Origin of the sequence: Paracoccus denitrificans (assembly GCF_900100045.1) — a bacterium.
In the GTDB taxonomy this organism is placed as follows: Bacteria; Pseudomonadota; Alphaproteobacteria; order Rhodobacterales; family Rhodobacteraceae; genus Paracoccus; species Paracoccus denitrificans.
On the sequence record NZ_FNEA01000012.1, the window covers coordinates 112710 to 133217 of the forward strand.

General features: G+C 64.9%; 25 protein-coding genes and 1 pseudogene. 20 read left to right on the top strand and 6 right to left on the bottom strand.

The window, feature by feature from the left end:
* The first annotated feature begins 223 nt into the window (after positions 1 to 223).
* The 9 genes from BLT64_RS12475 (at position 224) to BLT64_RS12515 (ending at position 7546) form a co-directional block, all read left to right on the top strand.
* Positions 224 to 1189, top strand: coding sequence for a PhnD/SsuA/transferrin family substrate-binding protein (locus BLT64_RS12475; protein ID WP_128493069.1), 966 nt, complete (start codon positions 224 to 226; stop codon positions 1187 to 1189).
* Between the two features lie 20 nt (positions 1190 to 1209).
* Positions 1210 to 2061, top strand: coding sequence for an ABC transporter permease (locus tag BLT64_RS12480; protein WP_011750342.1), 852 nt, complete (start codon positions 1210 to 1212; stop codon positions 2059 to 2061).
* A complete protein-coding gene (locus BLT64_RS12485) occupies positions 2058 to 2786 on the top strand; it encodes an ABC transporter ATP-binding protein (RefSeq protein ID WP_011750341.1) in 729 nt (242 codons plus the stop codon). Before BLT64_RS12480 ends, BLT64_RS12485 begins: the two co-directional genes overlap by 4 nt.
* Positions 2787 to 2798: 12 nt before the next feature.
* Positions 2799 to 4136 carry an LLM class flavin-dependent oxidoreductase gene (locus tag BLT64_RS12490; RefSeq protein WP_011750340.1) on the top strand — a complete coding sequence of 446 codons (1338 nt, stop codon included), beginning with the start codon at positions 2799 to 2801 and terminating at the stop codon, positions 4134 to 4136.
* Positions 4137 to 4305: 169 nt separating this feature from the next.
* Complete coding sequence (locus tag BLT64_RS12495) at positions 4306 to 4494, top strand: hypothetical protein (RefSeq protein ID WP_011750339.1); 189 nt, start codon at positions 4306 to 4308, stop codon at positions 4492 to 4494.
* Positions 4495 to 4920: 426 nt separating this feature from the next.
* Entirely contained in the window at positions 4921 to 5982 is a 1062-nt protein-coding gene (locus tag BLT64_RS12500; protein ID WP_011750338.1) for a CaiB/BaiF CoA transferase family protein, read from the top strand.
* Positions 5983 to 6173: 191 nt separating this feature from the next.
* Complete coding sequence (rplU, locus tag BLT64_RS12505) at positions 6174 to 6596, top strand: 50S ribosomal protein L21 (RefSeq protein WP_011750337.1); 423 nt, start codon at positions 6174 to 6176, stop codon at positions 6594 to 6596.
* Positions 6597 to 6615: 19 nt separating this feature from the next.
* Positions 6616 to 6888 (top strand): 50S ribosomal protein L27, encoded by a 273-nt coding sequence (rpmA, locus tag BLT64_RS12510; RefSeq protein ID WP_011750336.1) that lies wholly within the window; start codon positions 6616 to 6618, stop codon positions 6886 to 6888.
* Positions 6889 to 7000: 112 nt separating this feature from the next.
* Positions 7001 to 7546, top strand: coding sequence for a GNAT family N-acetyltransferase (locus BLT64_RS12515; RefSeq protein WP_011750335.1), 546 nt, complete (start codon positions 7001 to 7003; stop codon positions 7544 to 7546).
* A gap of 302 nt (positions 7547 to 7848) precedes the next feature.
* Here the strand turns inward: BLT64_RS12515 and BLT64_RS12520 are convergent, their stop codons facing one another.
* On the bottom strand, positions 7849 to 8343 hold the full coding sequence (locus BLT64_RS12520) for a hypothetical protein (RefSeq protein WP_232290553.1): 495 nt from the start codon (positions 8341 to 8343) through the stop codon (positions 7849 to 7851).
* 143 nt (positions 8344 to 8486) lie between these two features.
* On the opposite strand from BLT64_RS12520, the gene BLT64_RS12525 reads away from it, so the two are divergent.
* Positions 8487 to 8894 carry a SufE family protein gene (locus BLT64_RS12525; protein ID WP_011750333.1) on the top strand — a complete coding sequence of 136 codons (408 nt, stop codon included), beginning with the start codon at positions 8487 to 8489 and terminating at the stop codon, positions 8892 to 8894.
* A gap of 13 nt (positions 8895 to 8907) precedes the next feature.
* On the opposite strand, the gene mnmA is transcribed toward BLT64_RS12525, so the two are convergent.
* Complete coding sequence (mnmA, locus tag BLT64_RS12530) at positions 8908 to 10077, bottom strand: tRNA 2-thiouridine(34) synthase MnmA (protein WP_011750332.1); 1170 nt, start codon at positions 10075 to 10077, stop codon at positions 8908 to 8910.
* Between the two features lie 163 nt (positions 10078 to 10240).
* Here mnmA and sciP point away from each other — a divergent pair, with 163 nt between their 5' ends.
* Both sciP and BLT64_RS12540 read left to right on the top strand, forming a co-directional pair.
* Positions 10241 to 10552, top strand: a complete 312-nt coding sequence (gene sciP / locus BLT64_RS12535) for a CtrA inhibitor SciP (protein WP_011750331.1) — start codon at positions 10241 to 10243, stop codon at positions 10550 to 10552.
* Between the two features lie 56 nt (positions 10553 to 10608).
* Positions 10609 to 11145 (top strand): annotated as a pseudogene (locus BLT64_RS12540) (response regulator); the annotation flags it as partial.
* Positions 11146 to 11188: 43 nt separating this feature from the next.
* Here BLT64_RS12540 and BLT64_RS12545 read toward each other — a convergent pair.
* Together BLT64_RS12545 and BLT64_RS26845 are read right to left on the bottom strand one after the other, a co-directional pair.
* On the bottom strand, positions 11189 to 12184 hold the full coding sequence (locus BLT64_RS12545; protein WP_254777238.1) for a tyrosine-type recombinase/integrase: 996 nt from the start codon (positions 12182 to 12184) through the stop codon (positions 11189 to 11191).
* Between the two features lie 8 nt (positions 12185 to 12192).
* On the bottom strand, positions 12193 to 12357 hold the full coding sequence (locus BLT64_RS26845; RefSeq protein ID WP_155987319.1) for a hypothetical protein: 165 nt from the start codon (positions 12355 to 12357) through the stop codon (positions 12193 to 12195).
* A 234-nt stretch (positions 12358 to 12591) separates the two neighbouring features.
* Here BLT64_RS26845 and BLT64_RS12555 point away from each other — a divergent pair, with 234 nt between their 5' ends.
* Positions 12592 to 13767, top strand: coding sequence for a hypothetical protein (locus BLT64_RS12555; RefSeq protein WP_128493067.1), 1176 nt, complete (start codon positions 12592 to 12594; stop codon positions 13765 to 13767).
* The gene (locus tag BLT64_RS12560) at positions 13757 to 15250 is read left to right on the top strand and encodes a hypothetical protein (RefSeq protein WP_011750327.1); all 1494 of its coding nucleotides are present in this window, start codon (positions 13757 to 13759) and stop codon (positions 15248 to 15250) included. The genes BLT64_RS12555 and BLT64_RS12560 overlap by 11 nt, the downstream gene beginning before the upstream one ends.
* Here BLT64_RS12560 and BLT64_RS26850 read toward each other — a convergent pair whose 3' ends face one another.
* Both BLT64_RS26850 and BLT64_RS12565 read right to left on the bottom strand, forming a co-directional pair.
* Positions 15251 to 15391 (bottom strand): hypothetical protein, encoded by a 141-nt coding sequence (locus BLT64_RS26850; RefSeq protein ID WP_157137458.1) that lies wholly within the window; start codon positions 15389 to 15391, stop codon positions 15251 to 15253.
* A 35-nt stretch (positions 15392 to 15426) separates the two neighbouring features.
* A complete protein-coding gene (locus tag BLT64_RS12565) occupies positions 15427 to 15786 on the bottom strand; it encodes a hypothetical protein (RefSeq protein WP_011750326.1) in 360 nt (119 codons plus the stop codon).
* A 79-nt stretch (positions 15787 to 15865) separates the two neighbouring features.
* Here BLT64_RS12565 and BLT64_RS12570 point away from each other — a divergent pair, with 79 nt between their 5' ends.
* Genes BLT64_RS12570 through BLT64_RS12595 form a run of 6 tightly spaced genes read left to right on the top strand, consistent with a single transcriptional unit; the run spans position 15866 to position 20480 of the window.
* Positions 15866 to 16903: a hypothetical protein gene (locus tag BLT64_RS12570; RefSeq protein WP_011750325.1), complete on the top strand. Its 1038-nt coding sequence runs from the start codon at positions 15866 to 15868 to the stop codon at positions 16901 to 16903.
* Entirely contained in the window at positions 16903 to 17253 is a 351-nt protein-coding gene (locus tag BLT64_RS12575; protein ID WP_011750324.1) for a hypothetical protein, read from the top strand. Before BLT64_RS12570 ends, BLT64_RS12575 begins: the two co-directional genes overlap by 1 nt.
* Complete coding sequence (locus BLT64_RS12580) at positions 17250 to 19400, top strand: tail fiber domain-containing protein (RefSeq protein WP_011750323.1); 2151 nt, start codon at positions 17250 to 17252, stop codon at positions 19398 to 19400. The genes BLT64_RS12575 and BLT64_RS12580 overlap by 4 nt, the downstream gene beginning before the upstream one ends.
* On the top strand, positions 19400 to 19669 hold the full coding sequence (locus tag BLT64_RS12585) for a hypothetical protein (protein ID WP_011750322.1): 270 nt from the start codon (positions 19400 to 19402) through the stop codon (positions 19667 to 19669). Before BLT64_RS12580 ends, BLT64_RS12585 begins: the two co-directional genes overlap by 1 nt.
* Positions 19670 to 19671: 2 nt before the next feature.
* Complete coding sequence (locus tag BLT64_RS12590) at positions 19672 to 20301, top strand: glycoside hydrolase family 108 protein (protein ID WP_011750321.1); 630 nt, start codon at positions 19672 to 19674, stop codon at positions 20299 to 20301.
* Positions 20298 to 20480: a hypothetical protein gene (locus tag BLT64_RS12595; protein WP_024844647.1), complete on the top strand. Its 183-nt coding sequence runs from the start codon at positions 20298 to 20300 to the stop codon at positions 20478 to 20480. The genes BLT64_RS12590 and BLT64_RS12595 overlap by 4 nt, the downstream gene beginning before the upstream one ends.
* Positions 20481 to 20508: the final 28 nt, after the last annotated feature.

Below are 20508 nucleotides of genomic sequence, written 5' to 3' on the forward strand. Positions count from 1 at the left end.
CCGGATCCGGTCCCTGTCGATTGCGGGATGGGGCTTTGCGCGATTCGAGAAAATTCTTGTCGTCCGGGGCGGGTTCCGGGAAAGCGGAATCCATTCTCGGCGGGTCTGGAATAACAGGCACACCAAATATTCACGATCAACCAAATCGAGATTGAACTCGCGCCGGGCAGAACCAAAAATCCCCGCAGAACTCTGCAAGGGATGTCCAGTTTTGCCACGGATCATGACCAGGATCGCCGCCGTCGCAGCCTCTGTCCTGCTGCTCGCCTCGCCTGTGACGGCGCAGGAGGTGCCGCCGGGCACGAAGCTTGTCGTCGCCGATCAGAGCGAGCTTTTCGCCAACCTGCTGAAGGCCAGCGGTGCGGCCGGTGAAATCACCTTCGGCCTTGAGCTGCCGAACTTTGCCGGGGGGCCGGCCATTCTGGAGGCGATGCGTGCCGGAGCGCTGGATCTGGCCTATGTCGGGGATACGCCGCCCATTCAGGCCCGCGCCTCGGGCACGCTGCTGCCGATCGTGGCGACGGTCGACCGCGAACGCTCGGAATACTGGCTGACCGCGCGGCCGGGGCTGGAGATCGGGAAGCTTTCGGACCTGAGGGGCAAGCGGGTCAGCTATATCGAAGGGTCGGGGCGTCAGGCCTATCTGATCGAGGCGCTGAACCGTGCGGGTTTGACGCTGAAGGACATCCAGCCCGTGCCGCTGCGCGTCGCCGACCTGCCGGACGCGATCCGCACGAATGCCGTGGACGTGGCGGTGCTTCAGGAGCCGCATGTTACCCGGCTGGAAAAGCAGATCGGCGCAAGCCGTGTCGCCGATCCCGAGGAGCGCAAGCTGCTGCCCGGGACATGGTATTTCTATGCCCGCCCCGAGGCGCTCGACGATCCGGCAAAGGCCGCCGCCATCGGCGAGTTCATCAAGGCGGCGATCCATTCCGTCAACTGGATGAATGAAAACCGCGAGGACTGGGGCAAGGCCTACTACACCGACTATCAGCGGCTTGCGCCCGAAGATACCGCGGCCGTCCTGGCCGCGCAGGCGCCCGCGCGTTTCCAGACCTCGACCGAGGCCGTCGCCCATCACCAGAAGCTGGTGGACCTGCTTTACGAAGCCGGCGAGTTGCCCGAGCGCTTCGATGCCGCGGGCTCGTTCGTCGCATCCTATGACGACCTGATTGCCGCAGAGCGCTGACGCAGCGGAAAGGCCCGGCCATGAACGACATGACGCGCAGCCACGGCGGGACGCTCCTCGACCCCGCGCCCGGCAGGACCGGGAAAACCACCACCTCCAATCGCCTGGCGCCGGGAAAGCTGCCGCGCGGATTGCAACTGGCCGGGCCCGTCCTGCTGGTCGTCCTGTGGGAGGCGGCGGCGCGGCTGGGCTATCTTTCGCCGCATACGCTCGCCGCGCCCTCGACCGCCATCGCGACGGGGTTCGAGATGTTCGCCGACGGCACCCTGTTGCCGCATCTGGCGGCATCGGCAGGGCGGGCCTATGCGGGGCTGTTCCTTGGCGTTCTGGCGGGGGTCGTGCTGGCCCTTGCCTCGGGGCTGACCATGACCGGCGAGGCGCTGATCGACGGGCTGGTCCAGATCAAGCGGGCGATTCCCACCCTGGCGCTGATCCCGCTGGTGATCTTGTGGCTGGGGATCGGCGAGGCGATGAAGATCTTCATCATCTTCACCGCCGTGCTGGTGCCGGTCTATGTCAACACCCATGCGGCACTGCGCGGCATCGATATCGGCCATGTCGAACTGGCCCGAACCCTGGGCCTGACCCGGTCCGAGTTCATCCGCAACGTCGCGCTGCCGGGGGCGCTGCCGGGCTTTTTCGTCTCGCTGCGTCTGGCGGTCACCCTGTGCTGGACCTCGCTCGTGGTGCTGGAACTGATCAACACCCAGACGGGCATCGGCTATCTGATGAACCGTGCCCGCGACTGGGGCCAGACCGACATCATCGTCGTGGGCATCTTGATCTATGCCGTCCTCGGCCTGCTTTCCGACGCGGCGGTGCGCATGGTCGAGGCCCGCGCGCTGAGCTATCGCAGGTCTATCGGCTCATGACCCTGCATCGCGCCATCAGCCCGGCCGTTGCCGTCCGCCGCCTGTCGCGCGCCTTCGGGGACAGGCCCGTGCTGCACGACATCACGTTGAACATCCCCAGCGGCCAGTTCGTGGCGCTGCTGGGCGAATCCGGCTCGGGCAAGACCACGCTGCTCCGGGCGCTTGCGGGGCTGGATGACGATGCCCGGCAGTCGGGCAGCTACAGCGTGCCCAAGAACGTCTCGGTCCTGTTTCAGGACGCGCGCCTGTTGCCGTGGCTCAGCGTCATCGACAACCTGACGCTTGGCCTCAGGCGACAGGATGCGGTGCAGGCCGCGCAGTCCATGCTGGACAGCGTCGGCATCGGCGACAAGGCGCGGGCCTATCCGGCCACGCTGTCCGGGGGGCAGAAACAGCGCGCGGCCCTTGCTCGCTCGCTTCTGCGCAACCCCGATCTGCTGCTGGCGGATGAACCCTTCGGGGCGCTGGATGCGCTGACACGGCTGAAGATGCACGACCTGCTGCTGCGGCTGGTCGAACGCAGCCGCCCGACCATCGTCCTCGTGACCCATGACGTGGACGAGGCGGTGCTGCTGGCCGACCGCATCCTGGTGCTGCGCGACGGCGTCATCGCCGAGGATCACCGCGTGACCGTGCCGCATCCGCGGCGCCCCAGCCATCCCGATTTCGAGGATCTGCGCCGCCGGCTGCTGCGCAGCCTGGGGGTCGAAACCGAACATATCTGACAGGAGGCCGCCATGACGCGCCAGCTTCATCTCAACCTGTTCCTCATGCCGCGCGGACATCACGAAAGCGCCTGGCGTCACCCGGGTTCAGCGCCCGAAAGCCTGACCGACCTGCAGCTTTATGCCAAAGCCGCGCAGATTGCCGAAAGCGCCGGTTTCGACGCCGTCTTCCTGGCGGATGCGCTGGTCGCGCCGACGACGGGCGGGCTGGTGGCCTCGGGCCATCTGGAGCCGATCACCCTGCTGTCGGCACTGGCGGCGCTGACCCGGCGCATCGGGCTGATCGGCACCGCCTCGACCACCTACAGCCTGCCCTATACGCTGGCGCGCCAGTTCGCGACGCTCGATCATCTGTCGCAGGGCCGCGCGGGCTGGAACATTGTCACATCATGGGCGCCGCAGGCCGGGCAGAACTATGGCCGCACCACCGATGCGGGTCATGCCGAACGCTACGCGATGGCGCAGGATTTCATGCAGGCGGTGGATGCGCTGTGGCGAAGCTGGCCAGCCGCAGCCGTGATCGACGACCGGGCTGGCGGCATCTATGCCGATCACGACCTGATCCGTCCCGTCGATCATCGCGGACCCTATCACGCCACGCTGGGCCCGCTCAATGTCCCGGCCGGGCCGCAGGGTCGCCCGGTCTATGTGCAGGCCGGCCAGTCCGAGGACGGGCGTGCCTTTGCCGCTGAATGGGCCGAGGTGATCTTTACCGCCCATCTGGCCAAGAACACCGCGCAGGCTTTCTATGGCGATCTGAAATCCCGCATGGTGGCCAAGGGACGCCGCGCCGAGGATGTGGTGATCCTGCCGGGCATAAGCGCCGCCATCGGCTCGACCCAGGCCGAGGCGGACCGGGTGTTCCAGGAACTGGACGCGCTGACCAGCCCCGAACTGGGTCTTGCCCGCCTGTCGGCCCGTTTCGGCGGATACGACTTTACCTCGGTGCCGCTGGACCGGGTGCTGCGCGCCTCCGATTTTCCCGATCCGGCGGCAGTGGAGGCGTCGAAAAGCCGCGCCATGGGGATTGCCGACCTGGCCCTGCGCGAAGGCCTGACCATGCGGAAGCTGTTGCAGCGCCTGGCCGGGGCGCGCGGGCATCTGACGGTCGCGGGTCCGCCAGAAAAGATCGCCGACGTGATCGAGGACTGGTTCGTCTCCGGTGCGGCGGACGGGTTCAACGTCATGCCGCCGATCATCTATGAACAGCTGGAGCTGTTTGCGGAGCAGGTCGTGCCGCTGTTGCAGAAAAGGGGGCTGTTCCGCACCCGTTACACGGGCCGGACGCTGCGCGAGCATTTCGGGCTTGGCCCGGTCGGGCATTCCGAACCCCTTGCCCGGTCCGCATGAGGGCCGATGCCGTCTGCGCCGTTCCCCATCCTGAAGCGCCCGGGGGCGCGGGTCTTGTCGCGCCCTGGATCGTCGGCTCTCCGCACCGATGCCGGCTGTTTTGATCCCTATCAAAGCGCATCGCATCCGAATGTGCCTAGCATGGTCTGGCAATCAGACCGAGGATGAAATGACCCGTCTTTTCATGATGCTGCTGTCTATCAGTTTGACGACGTTTGCCGGGATCGGCGTGATCGTGGTTCTGGCAATGGGGTTGTACGATCTGCGAGCCATTCTTCTGGCTGCTGCAGCGGGCGCGATCATGGCCCTGCCCATCACATGGTATGTCGCGCGAAGACTCAAGGACGGCATGGCCTGACGCGCCAGGCGTCTGGCGGCTGGCGCGGGAAGCGCCGGTCGGTTTGCCCTAAGGGTGACCGGTGCGGATGCCATCGGGTTTCGGCGCTCCTGCAGTAACCAGTTGCGCGCCAATCCTCGACGTCGCATCCGAGAGCCGGGCGACGGGTCAGGTATGCCCCCTGACTCGCGGCTGGGTCCAGGCCGCGACCAAGGTGTCGCGAGCGGTTTCGGTGCGCGGGAACCCGCGTCGCTCAGACTTGGGCGCTGCCGCAAAAGGGGATTCTAAATCCCCTTTTGTTCCAGTCGATATCGGCTGGTTTCGTTGATAAGGTGGGGGCATGAACCGCAATAATTTCAATTCGATCAGGTCGATTACGTCTCGTTTGCGCCGGGAATGCCGGGGATCCGCATTCCTCGCCGCCTGCCAATCGCCCGGAGGCCGGGCATGAGCGGAGCCCTGTCCAGCCTGCGCGTCGTCGAGATCGCCGGCATCGGCCCGACGCCGTTTTCGGCCATGTGGCTTGCCGATCACGGTGCGCAGGTGGTCCGCATCGCCCGGCCCGGCTCGCCGCAGATCTTTCCGCTCAAGCGCGATGTGCTCGATCGCGGCCGCGACTGGTTGGAACTGGACCTGAAATCGCCCGAAGGCCGCGTGATCGCGCGCGACCTGATCCTGCGTGCCGATGCCGTGATCGAGGGCATGCGTCCCGGCGTGATGGAGCGGCTGGGTCTCGGTCCCGGCGACTTTCCGGAAAACCCGCGGCTGGTCTATGGCCGCATGACCGGCTGGGGGCAGACCGGCCCGCTGGCGCATTCGGCCGGCCATGATCTGACCTATCTGGCGATCACCGGCGCGCTTTCCGCCATCGGTCCCGCCGACCACCCGGTTCCGCCGCTGAACCTGGTCGGCGATTTCGCCGCCGGCTCGATGTATCTGGTCGCGGGGATGCTGGCAGCGATCCTGCGGGCGCGCGAGACCGGCCGGGGGCAGGTCGTGGATGCCGCGATCACCGACGGCGTGGCGCATCTGATGGCGATGATCTCGGGGCTGCGCGTCAACGGGCTCTGGCGCGACGAGCGGCAGGCGAACCTGCTGGACGGCGGCGCGCCCTATTACAGCTGCTACCGCTGCGCCTGCGGTGGCTTTCTGGCCATCGGTGCCATCGAGCCGCAGTTCTGGGCCGATCTGGTCCGGCGGCTGGACCTGTCCGAGGCCGATCTGCCCGACCGTGCCGATCCGGCGAACTGGGCGGCGCTGCGCGAGATCCTGGCCGCGCGCATCGCCACCCGCAGCCGCGACGACTGGGCGGCCGCGCTGGAGGGGACGGATGCCTGCGCCGCGCCGGTGCTCTCCATCGACGAGGCGCCTGGGCATCCGCATAACCACGCGCGCGGCACTTATGTCGAGCGCGATCCGCGCCCGGCACCGCTTCTGTCGCGCGATCCCGGCAGCTTGCGCGAGGGGCGGCGGATCACGGTCGAGGCGGCGCGCGATCTGTGGCGCTGAGACGCCATTCCGGTTGACTTGCCCGCCCGAATCCGCGATATACCCGCGACCGGCCGGGCCTATGTCCGTTGCCGGCATCTTATTTTGAACCTCACCCGGGCAAAGGGTGCGCTGTCCGAAGGCGGGGCCTTGCGTCCCCGAACATCCGCGAAGCGGGGGCCGAAGGACGCGGCAGAGCAAGGAAAGACGGAATGTTCGCAGTTCTCAAGACGGGCGGCAAGCAATACCGGGTTCAGGCCGGTGACGTGCTGCGCGTCGAAAAGCTGAACGCCGAAGCAGGCGACAAGGTCCAGTTCAACGACGTGCTGATGATCGGCTCGGCCGTCGGCGCGCCGCTGGTCGCGGGCGCGGCCGTGCAGGCCGAAGTCATCGACACCATCAAGGCCGACAAGGTCATCACCTATGTCAAGCGTCGCCGGAAGCACTCCTCGCAGCGCACCCGGGGCCACCGCCAGCAGTTGACGCTGGTCCGCATCACGGACCTGCTTGAAAAAGGCGGCGACAAGTCCGGCGTGAAGCCTGCCGTCGGCGCCCGCACCAAGATCGAGCCGGCCGTCAAACCGGCGAAAGCCAAGAAGTCGGAAGCCGAAGCCTCGGCCGAAGACGCCAACTGAGGCAGAAGGAGACTGAGCCATGGCACATAAGAAAGCAGGCGGTTCGTCCCGCAACGGCCGCGATTCGGCCGGTCGTCGTCTCGGCGTGAAACTCTATGGCGGCCAGCTGGCCGTCGCCGGAAACATCATCGTGCGTCAGCGCGGCACTACCTGGTGGCCGGGCCAGAACGTCGGCATGGGCCGCGACCATACCCTGTTCGCCCTGACCGACGGTCATGTGACCTTCAAGAAGGGCCTCAAGGGCCGCACCTACATTTCCGTGCTTCCCGCCAATCTCGAGGCCGCCGAGTAAGCCGATTTCAACACTCGGGTGCTATAAAAAAGGGGATCGGCAAGGCCGGTCCCCTTCGTGTTTTCGGGAAGCGCACCCATATGATTGCGAGTAATTGGGGGAGAATAGCGACATGAACGAATTGATTTCCTCGGACGCACGGCAGATCGAGATCGTGACCGAGCGCTTCGTCCTGCGCCCGCTTCGGGCATCGGATGCCGGGCTCATCGCGCATTACACCGCCGATCGACGCGTGGCCGAGGGAACCCGTTCGATCCCGCACCCCTTGCCGCCCGGTGCATCCGAAGCCTATGTCCGCCGCGCCATGTCGGATGAACGGGACGAGGATGTCTGGGCCATCGACGGCTCGGCCAACAAGCTTGCCGAGGTCCTGGGCGTGGTCTCGCTGACGCGGATCGACAAGGAACAATCCGAACTCGGCTTCTGGATCGGGGCTGGGTTCTGGAACACCGGTTTCGCGACCGAGGCGGTCTCGGCCCTGGTCGAAGCCAATCCCCACGGCTCGCGCACGCTGTTCGCCGAGGCGTTCCAGGACAATCCCGGCTCGGCCCGGGTGCTCACCAATTGCGGCTTCGAATATCTCGGCGATGCGGAAAGCTGGTCGGTGGCGCGCGAGGCCCGCGTGCCAACCTGGACCTATCTGCGCAAGATGGCCTGACTGGTCCGCGATTGCCGGCACTCCGAAAGGCTCGCATGGTTACCATGCGAGCCTTTTTAATGGCCGGAGCGACGTCGTGCCTTGTCACCGGGCAAGGATGGCGCGCATCGCTGCCTTGCTTCAGCGGCCCGATGATCCGTTGGCGAGTGGTGCTGCGTCCCTGTCGCCATGAGTATTTCAGGAACGAAGAAGATCATCGCACTACGGCGGTCTTCTTCGTTCTCCAAATACTCATATCGCAACCATGCCACCGAATGCAGCGCTGGCAGTCCATGGCGCTGCCGGGCCACGACCGCCCAGCGTCAGCGGCGCAGCGTGATGGCATTGCCGGCGCTGGTGATCACCACCTCGCGCAGATCTGCCAGGGCGGCGTTGGGAATGGTCAGCGCGACCGTCACCGTATCGCTGGCGGGGTGCGGCGGATTGGCGGCGGCGAAGGTGTCGGGTAGCGGCGGCTTGCCGACCAGGCGCAGGCGCAGCACGCCGTTTGCGTCTGGGCGGATCCGTCCCCTCGGCATGGGCACCTCGGTCACCAGCGCGACATCCCACCAGCCCTTGCTGCGGGCAAGCCCGGTCACGACCAGCATCCGCCCTTCGTAGAGCGGCTCCCATTTCGCGCCTGTGACCTGGGCCAGCGGCAGGCGTCCATCCTGGACCGTGGTCGGATATCCGCCCTGGGGCTCCAGCGTCTGCTGCTGCGCCGGCGCGCCGCCGAACCAGCGGAATGGGTTCCAACTGCTGTCCCCCATGCGACCGCAGCCGGCCAGCACCAGCATCGCACAGGCAAGAGTGCCCAAGGTTCCTGACCGCATGAAGCCTGCCCCCGTTTTACTAAGTCTTTGCCGCAGTGATAGGACAAGTCGGGCGGGCGCGAAAGCCTCTTTGACCTTGCGGCCCCATCGCGCTATGCCAAGTTCGCCCGCCGCAAGAGGAAGCCCCGATGGCCACGCCCGCCTTTGAAGACATCGCCGAGACCTTCGATTTCCTGGAGGATTGGGAGGAGCGTTACCGCCATGTCATCGAGCTGGGCAAGGCGATGCCGCCGATGGACCCCTCCCTGCAGGTGCCTGCCACCAAGGTCGAGGGCTGTGCCAGTCAGGTCTGGATCATGCCCCGGATCGAGAGCGGGCACTTCGACTTCCAGGGCGACAGCGATGCGCTGATCGTGCGGGGGCTGATCGCCATCCTGCATGCGCTTTATTCCGGCGTGCCGGTCCGCGAGGTCGCGGCGATCGATGCCAGCGCCGAGCTTGGCCGGCTGGGGCTGGAGGAACATCTTTCGGCGCAACGCTCGAACGGCTTGCGCGCCATGGTCGAGCGCATCCGCCTGCTGGCTGCGGCGGCCTGAACCTCGGCCGGGATCAGCCGCCGCGCCGGTGCGAGATCCAGCCGCCGCCCAACACGCGGCTGCCTTCGGTGGCATAGAACACGCAGGCTTGGCCGGGGCTGACGCCTTCCTCCGGGTCCAGCAGCTCGATCTCGGCCCGGTGCTTGCCGGTCACGCGCAGGATGGCAGGGCGCGGCGGGCGGGTCGAGCGGATACGGGCGGTGACGGCGATCTCGTCCTCGAAGGGCTCGTCGCCCAGCCAGTTGACCTCGGTCACCGGCACGATCTTCGTCGCCAGCGCCTGCTTGGGGCCGACGACGACGCGCCGGGTATCGGGCTCCAGCCGCACGACATAGAGCGGATCGCCCAGGCCGCCGATGCCAAGGCCGCGGCGCTGGCCGATGGTGTAATGGATCACGCCGCGATGGCTGCCCAGCACATTGCCGTCCATGTCCACGATCTCGCCCGGATCGGCGGCGCCGGGGCGCAGCTTCTCGATCACGCTGGCATAATCGCCGTTCGGCACGAAGCAGATGTCCTGGCTGTCGGGCTTGTCGGCGACCGCGAGCCCGTATTGCGCCGCCAGCGCCCGGGTTTCGGCCTTGCTGGCCAGCCCCCCCAGCGGGAAGCGCAGGAAATCCAGCTGCTCCTGCGTGGTCGAGAACAGGAAATAGCTTTGGTCCCGGGCCGGGTCGGCGGCCATGTGCAACTCGGCGCCCTTCGGACCCATGAGGCGGCGGATGTAATGCCCGGTCGCCATGCAATCGGCATCGAGCTCGCGCGCGGTCTGCAACAGGTCGCGGAACTTCACCCGCTCGTTGCAGCGGATACAGGGCACCGGGGTGGCGCCGGCCAGATAGGCGTCTGCGAATTCCTCGATCACCGATTCGCGGAACTTGTTCTCGTAATCCAGGACGTAATGCGGGAAACCGATGCGTTCGGCCACGCGGCGCGCGTCGTGGATGTCCTGCCCGGCGCAGCATGCCCCCTTTTTTGCCAGCGCCGCACCGTGGTCGTAAAGCTGCAAGGTCACGCCGATCACGTCGTAGCCCTGCGCGGCCAGCATCGCGGCGACGACCGAGCTGTCCACGCCCCCCGACATCGCGACGACCACGCGCGTCTGCGCCGGCGGCTTGGGAAAGCCCAGCGAATTGACGGTCGAATATGGCGCGGCATGGCGCAGAGAGAGGCTTGGCGCTGTCATGGATCGTCCTTATCGCGGGCGCGCTGCTTTGGTCCCGCAGTTCATGACATTTATAGGTAAAATCCAGCCATTCTCAAGGGCAGGGGGCGGAAAACGCTGCGCGACTTCACCTCGGATTAAGAACTTCCCGACATAAGGAGGCAGGAAGAACAGGGACTTGCCGATGTTTTTGAAGAAAACCCCCGGTCCGCGCATCGTGACCCTGCCCGATGGCAGCATCCTGACCCGGGCCGACCTGCCCGAACCGCAGACGCGCTGGGTGGCCAGCCGCAAGGCCGCGGTCGTCGATGCCGTGCATCATGGCCTTCTGACCCGAGACGAGGCGATTCGCCGCTATGGCCTGACCGAGGAGGAGTTCGACGCCTGGGCCAGCGCCTTTCGCCGGCATGGCCGCAATGCGCTGAAAATCACGCAGCTGCAAAAATTCAGACAACCTGAGATTGAGACGAATTTGATAAATAAGCCGGTAACGTGATATTAACCTTTTGCGGAGTAGTTTTGCCGGTAGCCTGGTTAGCAAGAGGAAATGATATGAGAATCCTTCTGGTCGAGGACGATCCGACCACGGCGCGCAGCATCGAACTGATGCTGACGAATGCGAGTTATAATGTTTATCGCACCGATATGGGCGAGGAAGGCATCGACCTTGCCAAGCTCTACGACTACGACCTGATCCTGCTGGACCTGGACCTGCCCGACATGCACGGGATGGAGGTCTTGCGCCAGATCCGCATGTCGCGCATCGATACGCCGATCCTGATCCTGACCGGCTCGGACGATACCGAAAGCAAGCTGCGCGGCTTCGGCTTCGGTGCCGACGACTACATGACCAAGCCCTTCAACCGCGATGAGCTGGTCGCCCGCATCCAGGCCATCATCCGGCGTTCCAAGGGTCACAGCCAGTCGGTGATCCGCACCGGCGAGATGGTGGTGAACCTGGACGCGCGTTCGGTCGAGGTGGGCGGACGCGCGGTCAACCTGACCGGCAAGGAATACCAGATCCTGGAACTCCTCAGCCTCCGCAAGGGCACGACGCTGACCAAGGAGATGTTCCTGAACCACTTTTATTTTACCGTAACATGTTGATTTTTCATAGTCCGAATATGCCGTTTCAGCCTGCATTTCCTGTTTCGTGCTTCGTTCGCCGTGCGTTCTGCGCCTCTCTGGCCTTCGCGCGCATGTCGGCTTTGCGGCTGTAGTGGCGCGCCATTTGCTCGCTCGAATGGCCCGTTATAGCCATAACATGCTCGATGCTCATGCCCGGCAGGCTGGCAATTTCAGCGGCGGCGGAATGGCGCAGAGCATGTATGTCCCAAGCCATGGCGTCGATCTTGACCCGCACCTCCGTCACCAGCTTGTGGGCGAACGAGTAGCTGCACGGCCGGCCGTTTGGCTGCGCTATGATCGTGTCGCCCTGCCGGGGCGTCTGTTCGAGTATAGCGGCCAGCTCATCGGTGAACGGCACGAAGATTCCGGCCCCGGTCTTTTGCTGCCGAACCCAGATCCCGCCGTCCTCAATATCGTCCCACCGCATCTTCAGCACGTCCCCGATTCGCTGTCCTGTCCCCAGCAGCATCTCGAAGATGAGCAAGGGCAGGGGCGCGGCCTCCCCTCTGAACGCCTTGATCTTGGTATCCGGCCAAGGCTCGCGCGGTGGGCGCAGGCCCTTGAGCTTTTCGACCCCCTCGGCCGGGTTGCGGTCCAGCCAGCCGATCCGAACGCCATGCGCCAGCAGCGTGGATAGGGTGCCGATCTTGCGGTTGGCATCGGTCGGCGTGTCTCGCAGCGCGTCCCGCATCTCGTAGATATGGGCGGTGCGCAGCGTGGCCGGATCGATGTGACCCGCAACCTCTTCGAGATAGCCGAAATGCCGACGATAGGATTTCTTGGTGTTCTGAGCGAGCGCGGGCCAGCGTTCGGATTCCATGTATTTCTGGATCAGGCCCTTGATTGTGCGCTTCGGGGCAGGCGGCCGGCCGCGCATCAGCAGGGCATATTCCGCGGCAAACTCCGCTGTCCCAGGGGCAGCATACATCCGCTGGGTCTTGCCCCAACGGCAGAAGTAGAGATAGCCCCGCTTCCCCTTTGCATAGACATATGCCGGCAAAGACCGCTTCACTTCTTGCGGCTCCAATTGATCAGGTCAGCGGGCAGGGCATCCTTCGGCGTCTCGAATATCAGTTCGATCTTGTCGCCCTCGGCCTTGGCGCCGGCCACGATATAGCCGGCTTCCTTGCTGGCGATCAGCATGCGCTTGAGCGTGGTTTCCGGCCTCCCCATCTACGCCTCCCTCTGTGCGGTGCGATATGCACCGGCCCTTCCGCAGATCGGCACGTTCCTTGACGCCTCGGCGTTTCAGGCTCCGGTGAGCAACGCCCTTGCTGCCCCGCAATTCTCCATTTCCCCGCTTTCCACGAGGTTCCGCTGATGGCGCTAAATCCCTCGATCATCCTTTCCGGCCAGCCTGCCGATATTCTCGGGGCCATGCACCAAGGCAACGCCCTCGCGCAGCAGGTGAACCAGCAGCAGCATCAGAACGCACTGCGCGGCTTCCTTGGCGACAATGCCGAGGCGCTGATGCAGGGCGACCAGAACGCGCTGGCGCAGTATGCGCGGCTGGACCCGACCGCCGCCTTCGACATGATGGGCCGCCAGCAGGACCGTGCGTGGCGCGAGGACGAACGGCGGTATCAGCGTGGTCGCGATGCCGAGCTGGACCAACGCGCCGCCAAGCTGGACGCTCGCGGCGATCAGGAATGGCAGATGAAGCTGGACGAGTATGCTCGCGGTCTGTCGGCGCAGGAACGCGAGGCGCAGGCGAAGCAGATCGAGGACGCGGTGAAAGTCGGCCTTGCCGCGCAGTCGCCGCAGGAATGGGACGCGCTGGTGCAATCGGTCGGCGCCCCCGATCTGGTCGGGCAGTTCGAGAACCGGCAGGCGCTGGCAAACCGCTACATGGAAGTGTCGGCTATCCTCAAGGGGCAGGCGGGTCCGTCGCCGCTTTCCAATCCTGGAAAGGTTCAGGCCGATATCAACGCCGGCCTTCTGCCGCCTGACACGCCGTTGCAGGGCGGCGGGCAGCGCATCAACGTGTCAACGGGAACCGTTCCGCAGGGTTATCGGAACGTTTATGACGAGAACGGCAACCTCGTCAGTCAGGAACCGATCCCCGGCGGCCCCGCCGACACGTCGCGGCAAGATGCTGCGCGGGAGGCGCAAAGCGCGCGCGCGGCGGGTATCGTGGTGCAGGACATCGACAAGGCAATCGGGCAGGTTTCCAACTGGACGGCCGGTCCCGGATCGACGCTGTCCAGCATCCCCGGCAGCGGTGCGCGCGATCTGCAAGCCAGCCTCGATACCATTCGCGCCAATATCGGCTTCGACCGCCTGCAGCAGATGCGCGAAGCCAGCCCGACCGGCGGCGCGCTTGGCGGTATCGCCATTCAGGAATTGCAGATGCTGCAAGCGGTCCTCGGATCGCTGGATACGGCGCAGTCTCCTGACCAATTGCGCGCGAACCTTGAGCGGCTGAAACAGGTCTATCAGCCGATTGCCGAGAAGGCAGCGGCCTATCCGAACGCGGCCGACTTCGGGTTCGGCGGCGGGTCATCCCAGCCGGGCGGCGTTCCTGATTTCTCGGCCATGAGCGACGACGAACTTGCGGATTGGATCGCGAAAAATGGCGGATGATCTTCTGAAAGCGGCGCTTCTCGAAAAGGCCAAGCGCGAACTGGCGGCAAGGCAGGCAAAGGCGGATCGCCCCCAGCCGGGCAGCCTGCTGGATTTCCCGCAGGTGGAGCCGCAGCCGAACGTCGCGCAGGACATGGCCGCCGCAGGTGCCGCTGGCGCCGCTCGTGGCACAACCGGAATGCTGGACCTGCCGGGGATGATCTTCGGTGCTGGCAGCCGGGCCGGATCTTGGGTGGCCGAGAAAACCGGCCTCGCATCGCCGGAGGAAGCGCAGGCCGCGCATCAGATGGCGACCGGAGTGGCCGATCAATCGCGCTTCGGATCGGGCGACAAATACCGTCAGGCAGCCGCAGAGGCCACGGGCGGGGCGACCGAGTTCCGAGGCGAAACCACCGCCGGCAAATATGCTGGCACGGTCGGGGAGTTTCTGCCCGGCTCGCCGTTTGGCGGCGGCAACCTTCTGCGCAATGCGCTGGTCTATGGCGTGGTGCCCGGCCTTGCATCCGAGGGCGCGGGCCAATTGACCGAGGGGACCGCCTATGAGCCGTGGGCAAGGGCCATCGCGCCGATGGTGGCAAGCGGTGTGGTTGCTGCGGCAACCCGCCCGAGAGGCCCGCAGGCGCCGAGCGTGGACGATCTGAAAGCGCAGGCCGAGGGGCTGTATCAGACCGGCGCGGCGCGTGCTGGCGCTGACCCCGCATCAGTGCAGGGCTTGGCATCCCAGATCGACAACGAGTTGCAGGCACTGAACGTCAAGACGCCCGCCGGTCGCGTGGTTGCGGATGGGAACGTGAAGAAATTCCTTGACGTGCTGGACGATTTCCAAGGCCAGTCGATGAAGCCGCAGCAAATGCAGACCATGCGCCGCATGCTGCAAGACGCGGCAGGCAGCGCGGACCCGGCAGACCGCCGCATCGGGGCCATCCTGCTTGAAAAGTTCGATGACTGGCGCGGGCAACATGTGCCCGAATACAAGCAGGCGGACGCTCTCTATGGGCGGATGAAGCGCGCGAAGGACGTGGACTATCGGGTTGAGAAGGCCGAACGGCGCGCGGCCAGCACCGGAACGGGCGGGAACTCTGTCAACACGGCAAGGCAAAATATTCGCCAGATTCTTGACAATCCGAAGGCCCAGCGAGGCTATTCCCCCGAGGAACTGGTAGAGATGGAGAGGATCGTTCGGGGAACGCCTGTCGTCAACGCCCTTCGCTTGGGCGGCAGACTTTCGCCAACTTCCGGCGCCCTGCCTCTCATCGGCAATATCATTGGTTCTGGCCTCAATCCAATGGCGGGCGCTGCGGCTATGGGTATGACTTATGGCATGAAAACAGGGGCAGAGATGCTGACAAACAATCAGATCAACGCCCTGTCTGCCATGATCCGAAACGGCGGTCAGATGCCAGCCAATGCCCTGGCAGACATGGAGCGAATGGCCGCTGCACTGATGGCCGCCAGATCGGCGCAATCTGCAACGGGTCGGTAGTCATTCGTCCTTTAGGGACTTCCGCTCTTTGTATTTCTTGAGCCATCTCCGCTCAGCGCGGATTTCTTCGATCCCGCGAACTACGATGACAAACACGATGACGATCAGTGCGCCGTAGAGCATGCTATCTGAAATGACCATCCCCCGATCCTACACCGGGCCGGGGGATGCCGCAATCACTCGCAAGACAGGCTGGGCTTGCGGAAATCCACCACTGTATAGCTGCCTTTCGGGTTCCTCTGCCCGATCAGGGTGTAGGTGCATTGCCAAGTTGACACACCGCCTCCGTAAGTCGTTGCCGATCCGGTCACCCAATTGCCAGACTGAACCGCGCTGTAGTTTGTAGTTTGCGGCATGACGGCGCCCTGCGTCATCCGCCACATGAACGCGCGGCGACCGTCAGGAAGATCCATCACGCCGGCCGGCGGCCCATAGTCCATAGCCGCCTCGGTAATGTCCTTGCCGACATAGGACTGCATGATGCTCGACGCGCACCCTGCGACCGCCACCACCAGAGCCAGAACAATCGCTTGCATATCAACCTCCTAGCGAATCTCACCCCACCGTTACCACGATCCGGCCCGCTTTCGAGCGGGCTTTTTGCATGGAGCGCCCATGACCACCATCGTTAGCTTTAACCCGAACCGCGCCGCAGACCTGTCGGGCTTCGCCGTGCCCGGCGCGCTGGCGACGTTCTACGACAGCGGCACCAGTCGCGAGCGGATCGTTTACAGCGACCCTGAATGCACCTTGCCGCATCCATCGCCTCTGGCCGCTGACGGGGCAGGGGTGTTCCCTGCGATCTACGACACGGGCGACGGCGACGTGAAGGTGGAAGTCACCACCCCCGAGGGCGTCATGCTGGCCGGCTACCCCATGGACCCGGTGCGGGTGGTGGATACCGATGCAGCCGGCGCTTCGGCCATCCAATTCGATCCGACCGAGGACATTCCCGAGACGAACGTGCAGGCGGCGATTGAGCGGGTGCAAGCGAACATGATCCAGCCGCTTCTGGATTACGGCCTCGGCGTGACGGGCAATGCGCCCCTGCTGGCCGATCTGGACGCTACCGGCATCGCCTCGGGCTTCTACCGCTTTGACGAATCCACGGTCGGCACGCGCCCCAGCGGCATGGCGTCCAGCGCAACGGGAATCGTGCTGGTCTGGCGTCAGAGCGCAGGCAACGCGCTGGTGCACCTGATCCAGAAGGGCAACCGCCGGCACCATCTCCGGGCGCAGAACGATGGCGCTTGGGCGGCATGGGCGCATCTCATGCAGTCGGCCGATACCGCCACCGATGAGGTCTGGTCGGCCGGATCGTCAACCGCAGCCTATGCCGCCACGCCGAAGGGCATCCGCGCCGCAGTCGGCGCTCTGGCCGTGGGGGTGGGCCAGACGTGGCAGAACCCGAGCCGGGCACTGAATACGGTCTACACCAACAACACGGCGCGGCCGATTTTCATCAGCGTCACGGCCAACGGCAGCAACGCCTTGCACGCGCGATTGCAGGTTCGTGTCAACTCGTCGTCGCCATGGATCACCATCGCTCTTGGCAATCCTGACGTTGATACCATGACCGCGATCATCCCCGCCGGGCATCAGTATCGTGCCTTTGGAGGCGATGGCCTTGAGTGTTGGGCGGAGCTACGCTGATGCGCGCGCCCGTTCAAATCCCCCCGCTGAACCTGTGGCCCGACCGCGATACCCGGCAAAGCTGGCGCTACCTTGAAGCGCAAACCCCGGTCGATTTCACCCAGACCTTGGAAGGCGTGGGCTACACCGCCGAAATCCTGATCCTGCGCTGCGGCTCGGTCATCTGGCAGGCCCCGCTGGATCTGGATGCAGAGGGCTATGTCTCCGTCACCGTGCCCCAGACGGTCGGCCAGACGCTCCGCAGCCCGGCCCGCATCGACGCCACCTATGAAATCCGCATCAACGCCCCCGAGCCAGAGTTGTCGCTGGTCTGGATCGGGCCTGTCTCCGTCTACGAGGTGCATTCATGACCGCGATCAACCGGACGATCATCGTCCAGGCCGACAGCCGTTACCTGACCCAGCGTGTCATTGAGGCGCTGGACGGCTACGACGATGTGGCGCAGGCGGCCGAGGATGCCCAAGAGGCGGCAGCAGCCGCGCAGGACGCCGCGCAGCAGGCCGCCGATGCAGCCGTTGATGCTCAGCAGGCCGCTTCTGCCGCGCAGGAGGTTATTGACGATATCAACACCCTCACCGAGGAAATCGAGAACGTCAAACGCGCCGAAACGGAAAAGTGGCTGTTCACGGCCGATTGGCAGTTGCGTCTGGATGATGGAGCGGTTCCGCCGAACTTCTACCCGCCCGAGGAAGAGGCTCGCCGCCGTCAGTTCCTGCGCGACCAGATCGCGAAGATCGAGCCGGGTGTGGATCTGGCGTTCTACAACGGCGACCTCGTGGACCGGCCGCACCTGAAAACTACCGGGGCGGCATCGCATTACGGCTTCAAGGAGTTCCGTGAGGACATCTATGCGACCGGCATCAGCATGGATCGCTGGTTTTTCCTGCCGGGCAACCACGAGAGCGATCACGTTACGGGCGACATTCCGACGCGGGCGACGACAGAGGAATACCAGCGATGGATCGGCGCGACGGACTATTACATCGTCAAGGGCAACATGGCCCATGTGTTCGTCGGTGACGGCGCGGGCTATGGGGCATCGCAGGAAATCATGACGCAGACGCTGGCGTGGCTCGATACCACGCTGGACAGCCTGCGGGGCCTCAACATCTGGCTGCACTTCCACGCGCCGATGTATGGAGCGCACCCGAACGTCACGTCCGACAACAGCACCTATGGGATCATCCATGGCGTGGCACGGCTGCAACCGATCCTGTCGAAATACACGGATCATATCGTCTGCGCGACCTATGGTCATGTGAGCAATGTGCCCCCCGGCAGCGTGTGGGATACCGAGGTCGGCGGCATCCGCTGGATCAACATCACCACCTTCATCCAGGCGGCGGCCGAGGAAGAAACGCCGGACCTGTCGCTTTACCATTTCAACTACATCGATCTGATCCGGGGGACGCAAACGGCAGTTTTGCGGCGGATGCGGCTGGATGGCAGCGGCGAGGATCTGGCCTATCGCGCCACCCTGGCGCTGCCCTATCCTGCTGACCTTGGCGGGCTTGCTCCATCCTTCGACGGGCGCCGGGCGGCCCAGAACAGCCGGCCGCTGTTTCGCGGTCCCGTCCGGGCCTTTGTCGATGCCGGATGGGAGGAAAACCGAGAGAATGTCGGCGGCGATCCTAGCTGGCGCCCGCGATATGGCGACTACTACGAGGCGTTTCAGGTCTACGTCTCGGAAACCGGCAATGACCCGTTTCCGGCCGGCATGCTGGGGGGCATCGGCTTCTACCTGAACACGCAGGCGACCCAAAGCGACGATCAGAGCGGTTTCATCACCGCAAGCACGCCGGTCAAGCGTAAGGCGTGGTTCGGCGGGCGGCAGGTGTCCGGTTCGGATGATCGCGGGCAAGCGGTCCTCGCCGTCTCCAAGGCCGATGGCTCCATGGAAGAGGTGGCCCGCTTCTCGGCAAGCGACGTAGGGGCGTCCCAAGCCGGCCTGATACTGCAAACCGGCGGCCTGCACGTCCCTGCCGGCAAGGTCGGGATCGGCGCAGGGGCTACGCTGGGCGATCTGCTGACCGCAGGGGTATCCGGCGTTATCGCCTATGATGGCGGTTTGATGCGCGCCCGTCGCGATGCGCTGATGCACCAGTATTGCCGCGATGGCGAAGGCGTCATCGTGGCATTCCAGCAGGGGGCCGGAAACACCCAGGTTGGCAGCATCTCCGTCACCACGAGCGCGACCTCCTATAACACCTCGTCCGATGGCCGGCTGAAAACCGACCTGCAAGAGTTCGACGGCCTCGGGACGATCAACGCGCTTGAGGTCTGGGATTACGAATGGGTCAACGGTTCCGGGCGAGGGCGCGGGGTGATCGCGCAGGATGCAGCCCTGATCGCGCCTTATGCCCTGACGCCGGGAGAAACGCCCGATGAAATGTGGTCGGCCGATTACTCGAAATTCGTGCCTGACCTGATCCGCGCGGTCCAGCAGTTGAGCGCCAAGGTTGCCGCTCTCGAATCCCAGCAGTCCGGGGGTGAGTGATGCCTGACACACCCCACGGGCTGCTTGGCCTGATCCAATCCGGCTGGACGCAGATCATGGCTATCGTCGGCATCATCTGGTGGAGCCGCAAGATAGACCTGCGGACCAAGGACCATGCCGACAGGCTGGACCGCCACGAGGCGCGGCTGCGCGGTATCGAGCAACAGGCTCAGGCGCAGGCCATCCTGCAAGCCCGGATCGAGGAAGCCTTGAGCGGCATCAAGATCACGCTGGACCGCATTTACTCCCAGATCCACGAGAGGAAATAGCCATGAGAAGCAATTTCGACCGCTGCTTGGCCGAAACCCTCGCGCACGAGGGAGGCTGGGCTGACGACCCGCGCGATGCGGGCGGGGCGACCATGAAGGGCATCACCTTCGCCACCTATCGCGCCTGGAAGAAGCGACCAATCACGAAAGCTGAACTGCGCAACATCACCGATGCCGAGGTAGCGGCCATCTACCGGCAGAACTATTGGGACGCGGTTCGCGGCGACGATCTGCCGGCGGGGCTGGATCTTGTCGCGTTCGACGCATCCGTGAACAGCGGCGTCTCTCGGGGGGCAAAATGGTTGCAATCGGCGCTCGGCGTTACGGCTGACGGCATGATAGGCCCCCAGACCATCGCCGCAGCAAAAGCAGCCCATCCCGAGGCCGTCATTGACCGGGCGATCAGCGCGCGGCTGGCGTTCCTGCGCGTGGCGAAGAACACCAAGACCGGGGCCGTGCTGTGGCCGACCTACGGCAAGGGCTGGACGCGGCGCGTGGAAAGCGTGCGCGAGGAAGCAATCGCCATGTCGAAGGTGACGACGCCGAATGCCACCAAGCCTGCGGCGCCGTCAGCGGGCATCATCGCCGCGCTGCTGGCGCTTTTCAAGTCCCCGTTCGGAGGAAAATCATGAACCCCGTCTATCTGCGCATGGCGCTTTACACGTTGGCAATTGCCTTGTCCTCGCTGGGAATCGGCACGTTCGATCCCGAGGCCGGGACGTTCACCATCGACCTGGAACAGGCTGCAATCGCGCTGGCTGGGGCGGGGGTGCTGAATGCGCTGGTGTTCTGGCGGTGGGGGAAGAAGTGACCGCGTGGCTTCTCACCATCCTCGGGGC

What these genes read in the sequence shown, in the direction of transcription:
- BLT64_RS12475 (WP_128493069.1), top strand. Translation starts at nt 224, where the DNA reads ATGACCAGGATCGCCGCCGTCGCAGCCTCTGTCCTGCTGCTCGCCTCG.
- BLT64_RS12480 (WP_011750342.1), top strand. Translation starts at nt 1,210, where the DNA reads ATGAACGACATGACGCGCAGCCACGGCGGGACGCTCCTCGACCCCGCG.
- BLT64_RS12485 (WP_011750341.1), top strand. Translation starts at nt 2,058, where the DNA reads ATGACCCTGCATCGCGCCATCAGCCCGGCCGTTGCCGTCCGCCGCCTG.
- BLT64_RS12490 (WP_011750340.1), top strand. Translation starts at nt 2,799, where the DNA reads ATGACGCGCCAGCTTCATCTCAACCTGTTCCTCATGCCGCGCGGACAT.
- BLT64_RS12495 (WP_011750339.1), top strand. Translation starts at nt 4,306, where the DNA reads ATGACCCGTCTTTTCATGATGCTGCTGTCTATCAGTTTGACGACGTTT.
- BLT64_RS12500 (WP_011750338.1), top strand. Translation starts at nt 4,921, where the DNA reads ATGAGCGGAGCCCTGTCCAGCCTGCGCGTCGTCGAGATCGCCGGCATC.
- rplU (WP_011750337.1), top strand. Translation starts at nt 6,174, where the DNA reads ATGTTCGCAGTTCTCAAGACGGGCGGCAAGCAATACCGGGTTCAGGCC.
- rpmA (WP_011750336.1), top strand. Translation starts at nt 6,616, where the DNA reads ATGGCACATAAGAAAGCAGGCGGTTCGTCCCGCAACGGCCGCGATTCG.
- BLT64_RS12515 (WP_011750335.1), top strand. Translation starts at nt 7,001, where the DNA reads ATGAACGAATTGATTTCCTCGGACGCACGGCAGATCGAGATCGTGACC.
- BLT64_RS12525 (WP_011750333.1), top strand. Translation starts at nt 8,487, where the DNA reads ATGGCCACGCCCGCCTTTGAAGACATCGCCGAGACCTTCGATTTCCTG.
- mnmA (WP_011750332.1), bottom strand. Translation starts at nt 10,077, where the DNA reads ATGACAGCGCCAAGCCTCTCTCTGCGCCATGCCGCGCCATATTCGACC.
- sciP (WP_011750331.1), top strand. Translation starts at nt 10,241, where the DNA reads ATGTTTTTGAAGAAAACCCCCGGTCCGCGCATCGTGACCCTGCCCGAT.
- BLT64_RS26845 (WP_155987319.1), bottom strand. Translation starts at nt 12,357, where the DNA reads ATGGGGAGGCCGGAAACCACGCTCAAGCGCATGCTGATCGCCAGCAAG.
- BLT64_RS12560 (WP_011750327.1), top strand. Translation starts at nt 13,757, where the DNA reads ATGGCGGATGATCTTCTGAAAGCGGCGCTTCTCGAAAAGGCCAAGCGC.
- BLT64_RS26850 (WP_157137458.1), bottom strand. Translation starts at nt 15,391, where the DNA reads ATGGTCATTTCAGATAGCATGCTCTACGGCGCACTGATCGTCATCGTG.
- BLT64_RS12565 (WP_011750326.1), bottom strand. Translation starts at nt 15,786, where the DNA reads ATGCAAGCGATTGTTCTGGCTCTGGTGGTGGCGGTCGCAGGGTGCGCG.
- BLT64_RS12570 (WP_011750325.1), top strand. Translation starts at nt 15,866, where the DNA reads ATGACCACCATCGTTAGCTTTAACCCGAACCGCGCCGCAGACCTGTCG.
- BLT64_RS12575 (WP_011750324.1), top strand. Translation starts at nt 16,903, where the DNA reads ATGCGCGCGCCCGTTCAAATCCCCCCGCTGAACCTGTGGCCCGACCGC.
- BLT64_RS12580 (WP_011750323.1), top strand. Translation starts at nt 17,250, where the DNA reads ATGACCGCGATCAACCGGACGATCATCGTCCAGGCCGACAGCCGTTAC.
- BLT64_RS12585 (WP_011750322.1), top strand. Translation starts at nt 19,400, where the DNA reads ATGCCTGACACACCCCACGGGCTGCTTGGCCTGATCCAATCCGGCTGG.
- BLT64_RS12590 (WP_011750321.1), top strand. Translation starts at nt 19,672, where the DNA reads ATGAGAAGCAATTTCGACCGCTGCTTGGCCGAAACCCTCGCGCACGAG.
- BLT64_RS12595 (WP_024844647.1), top strand. Translation starts at nt 20,298, where the DNA reads ATGAACCCCGTCTATCTGCGCATGGCGCTTTACACGTTGGCAATTGCC.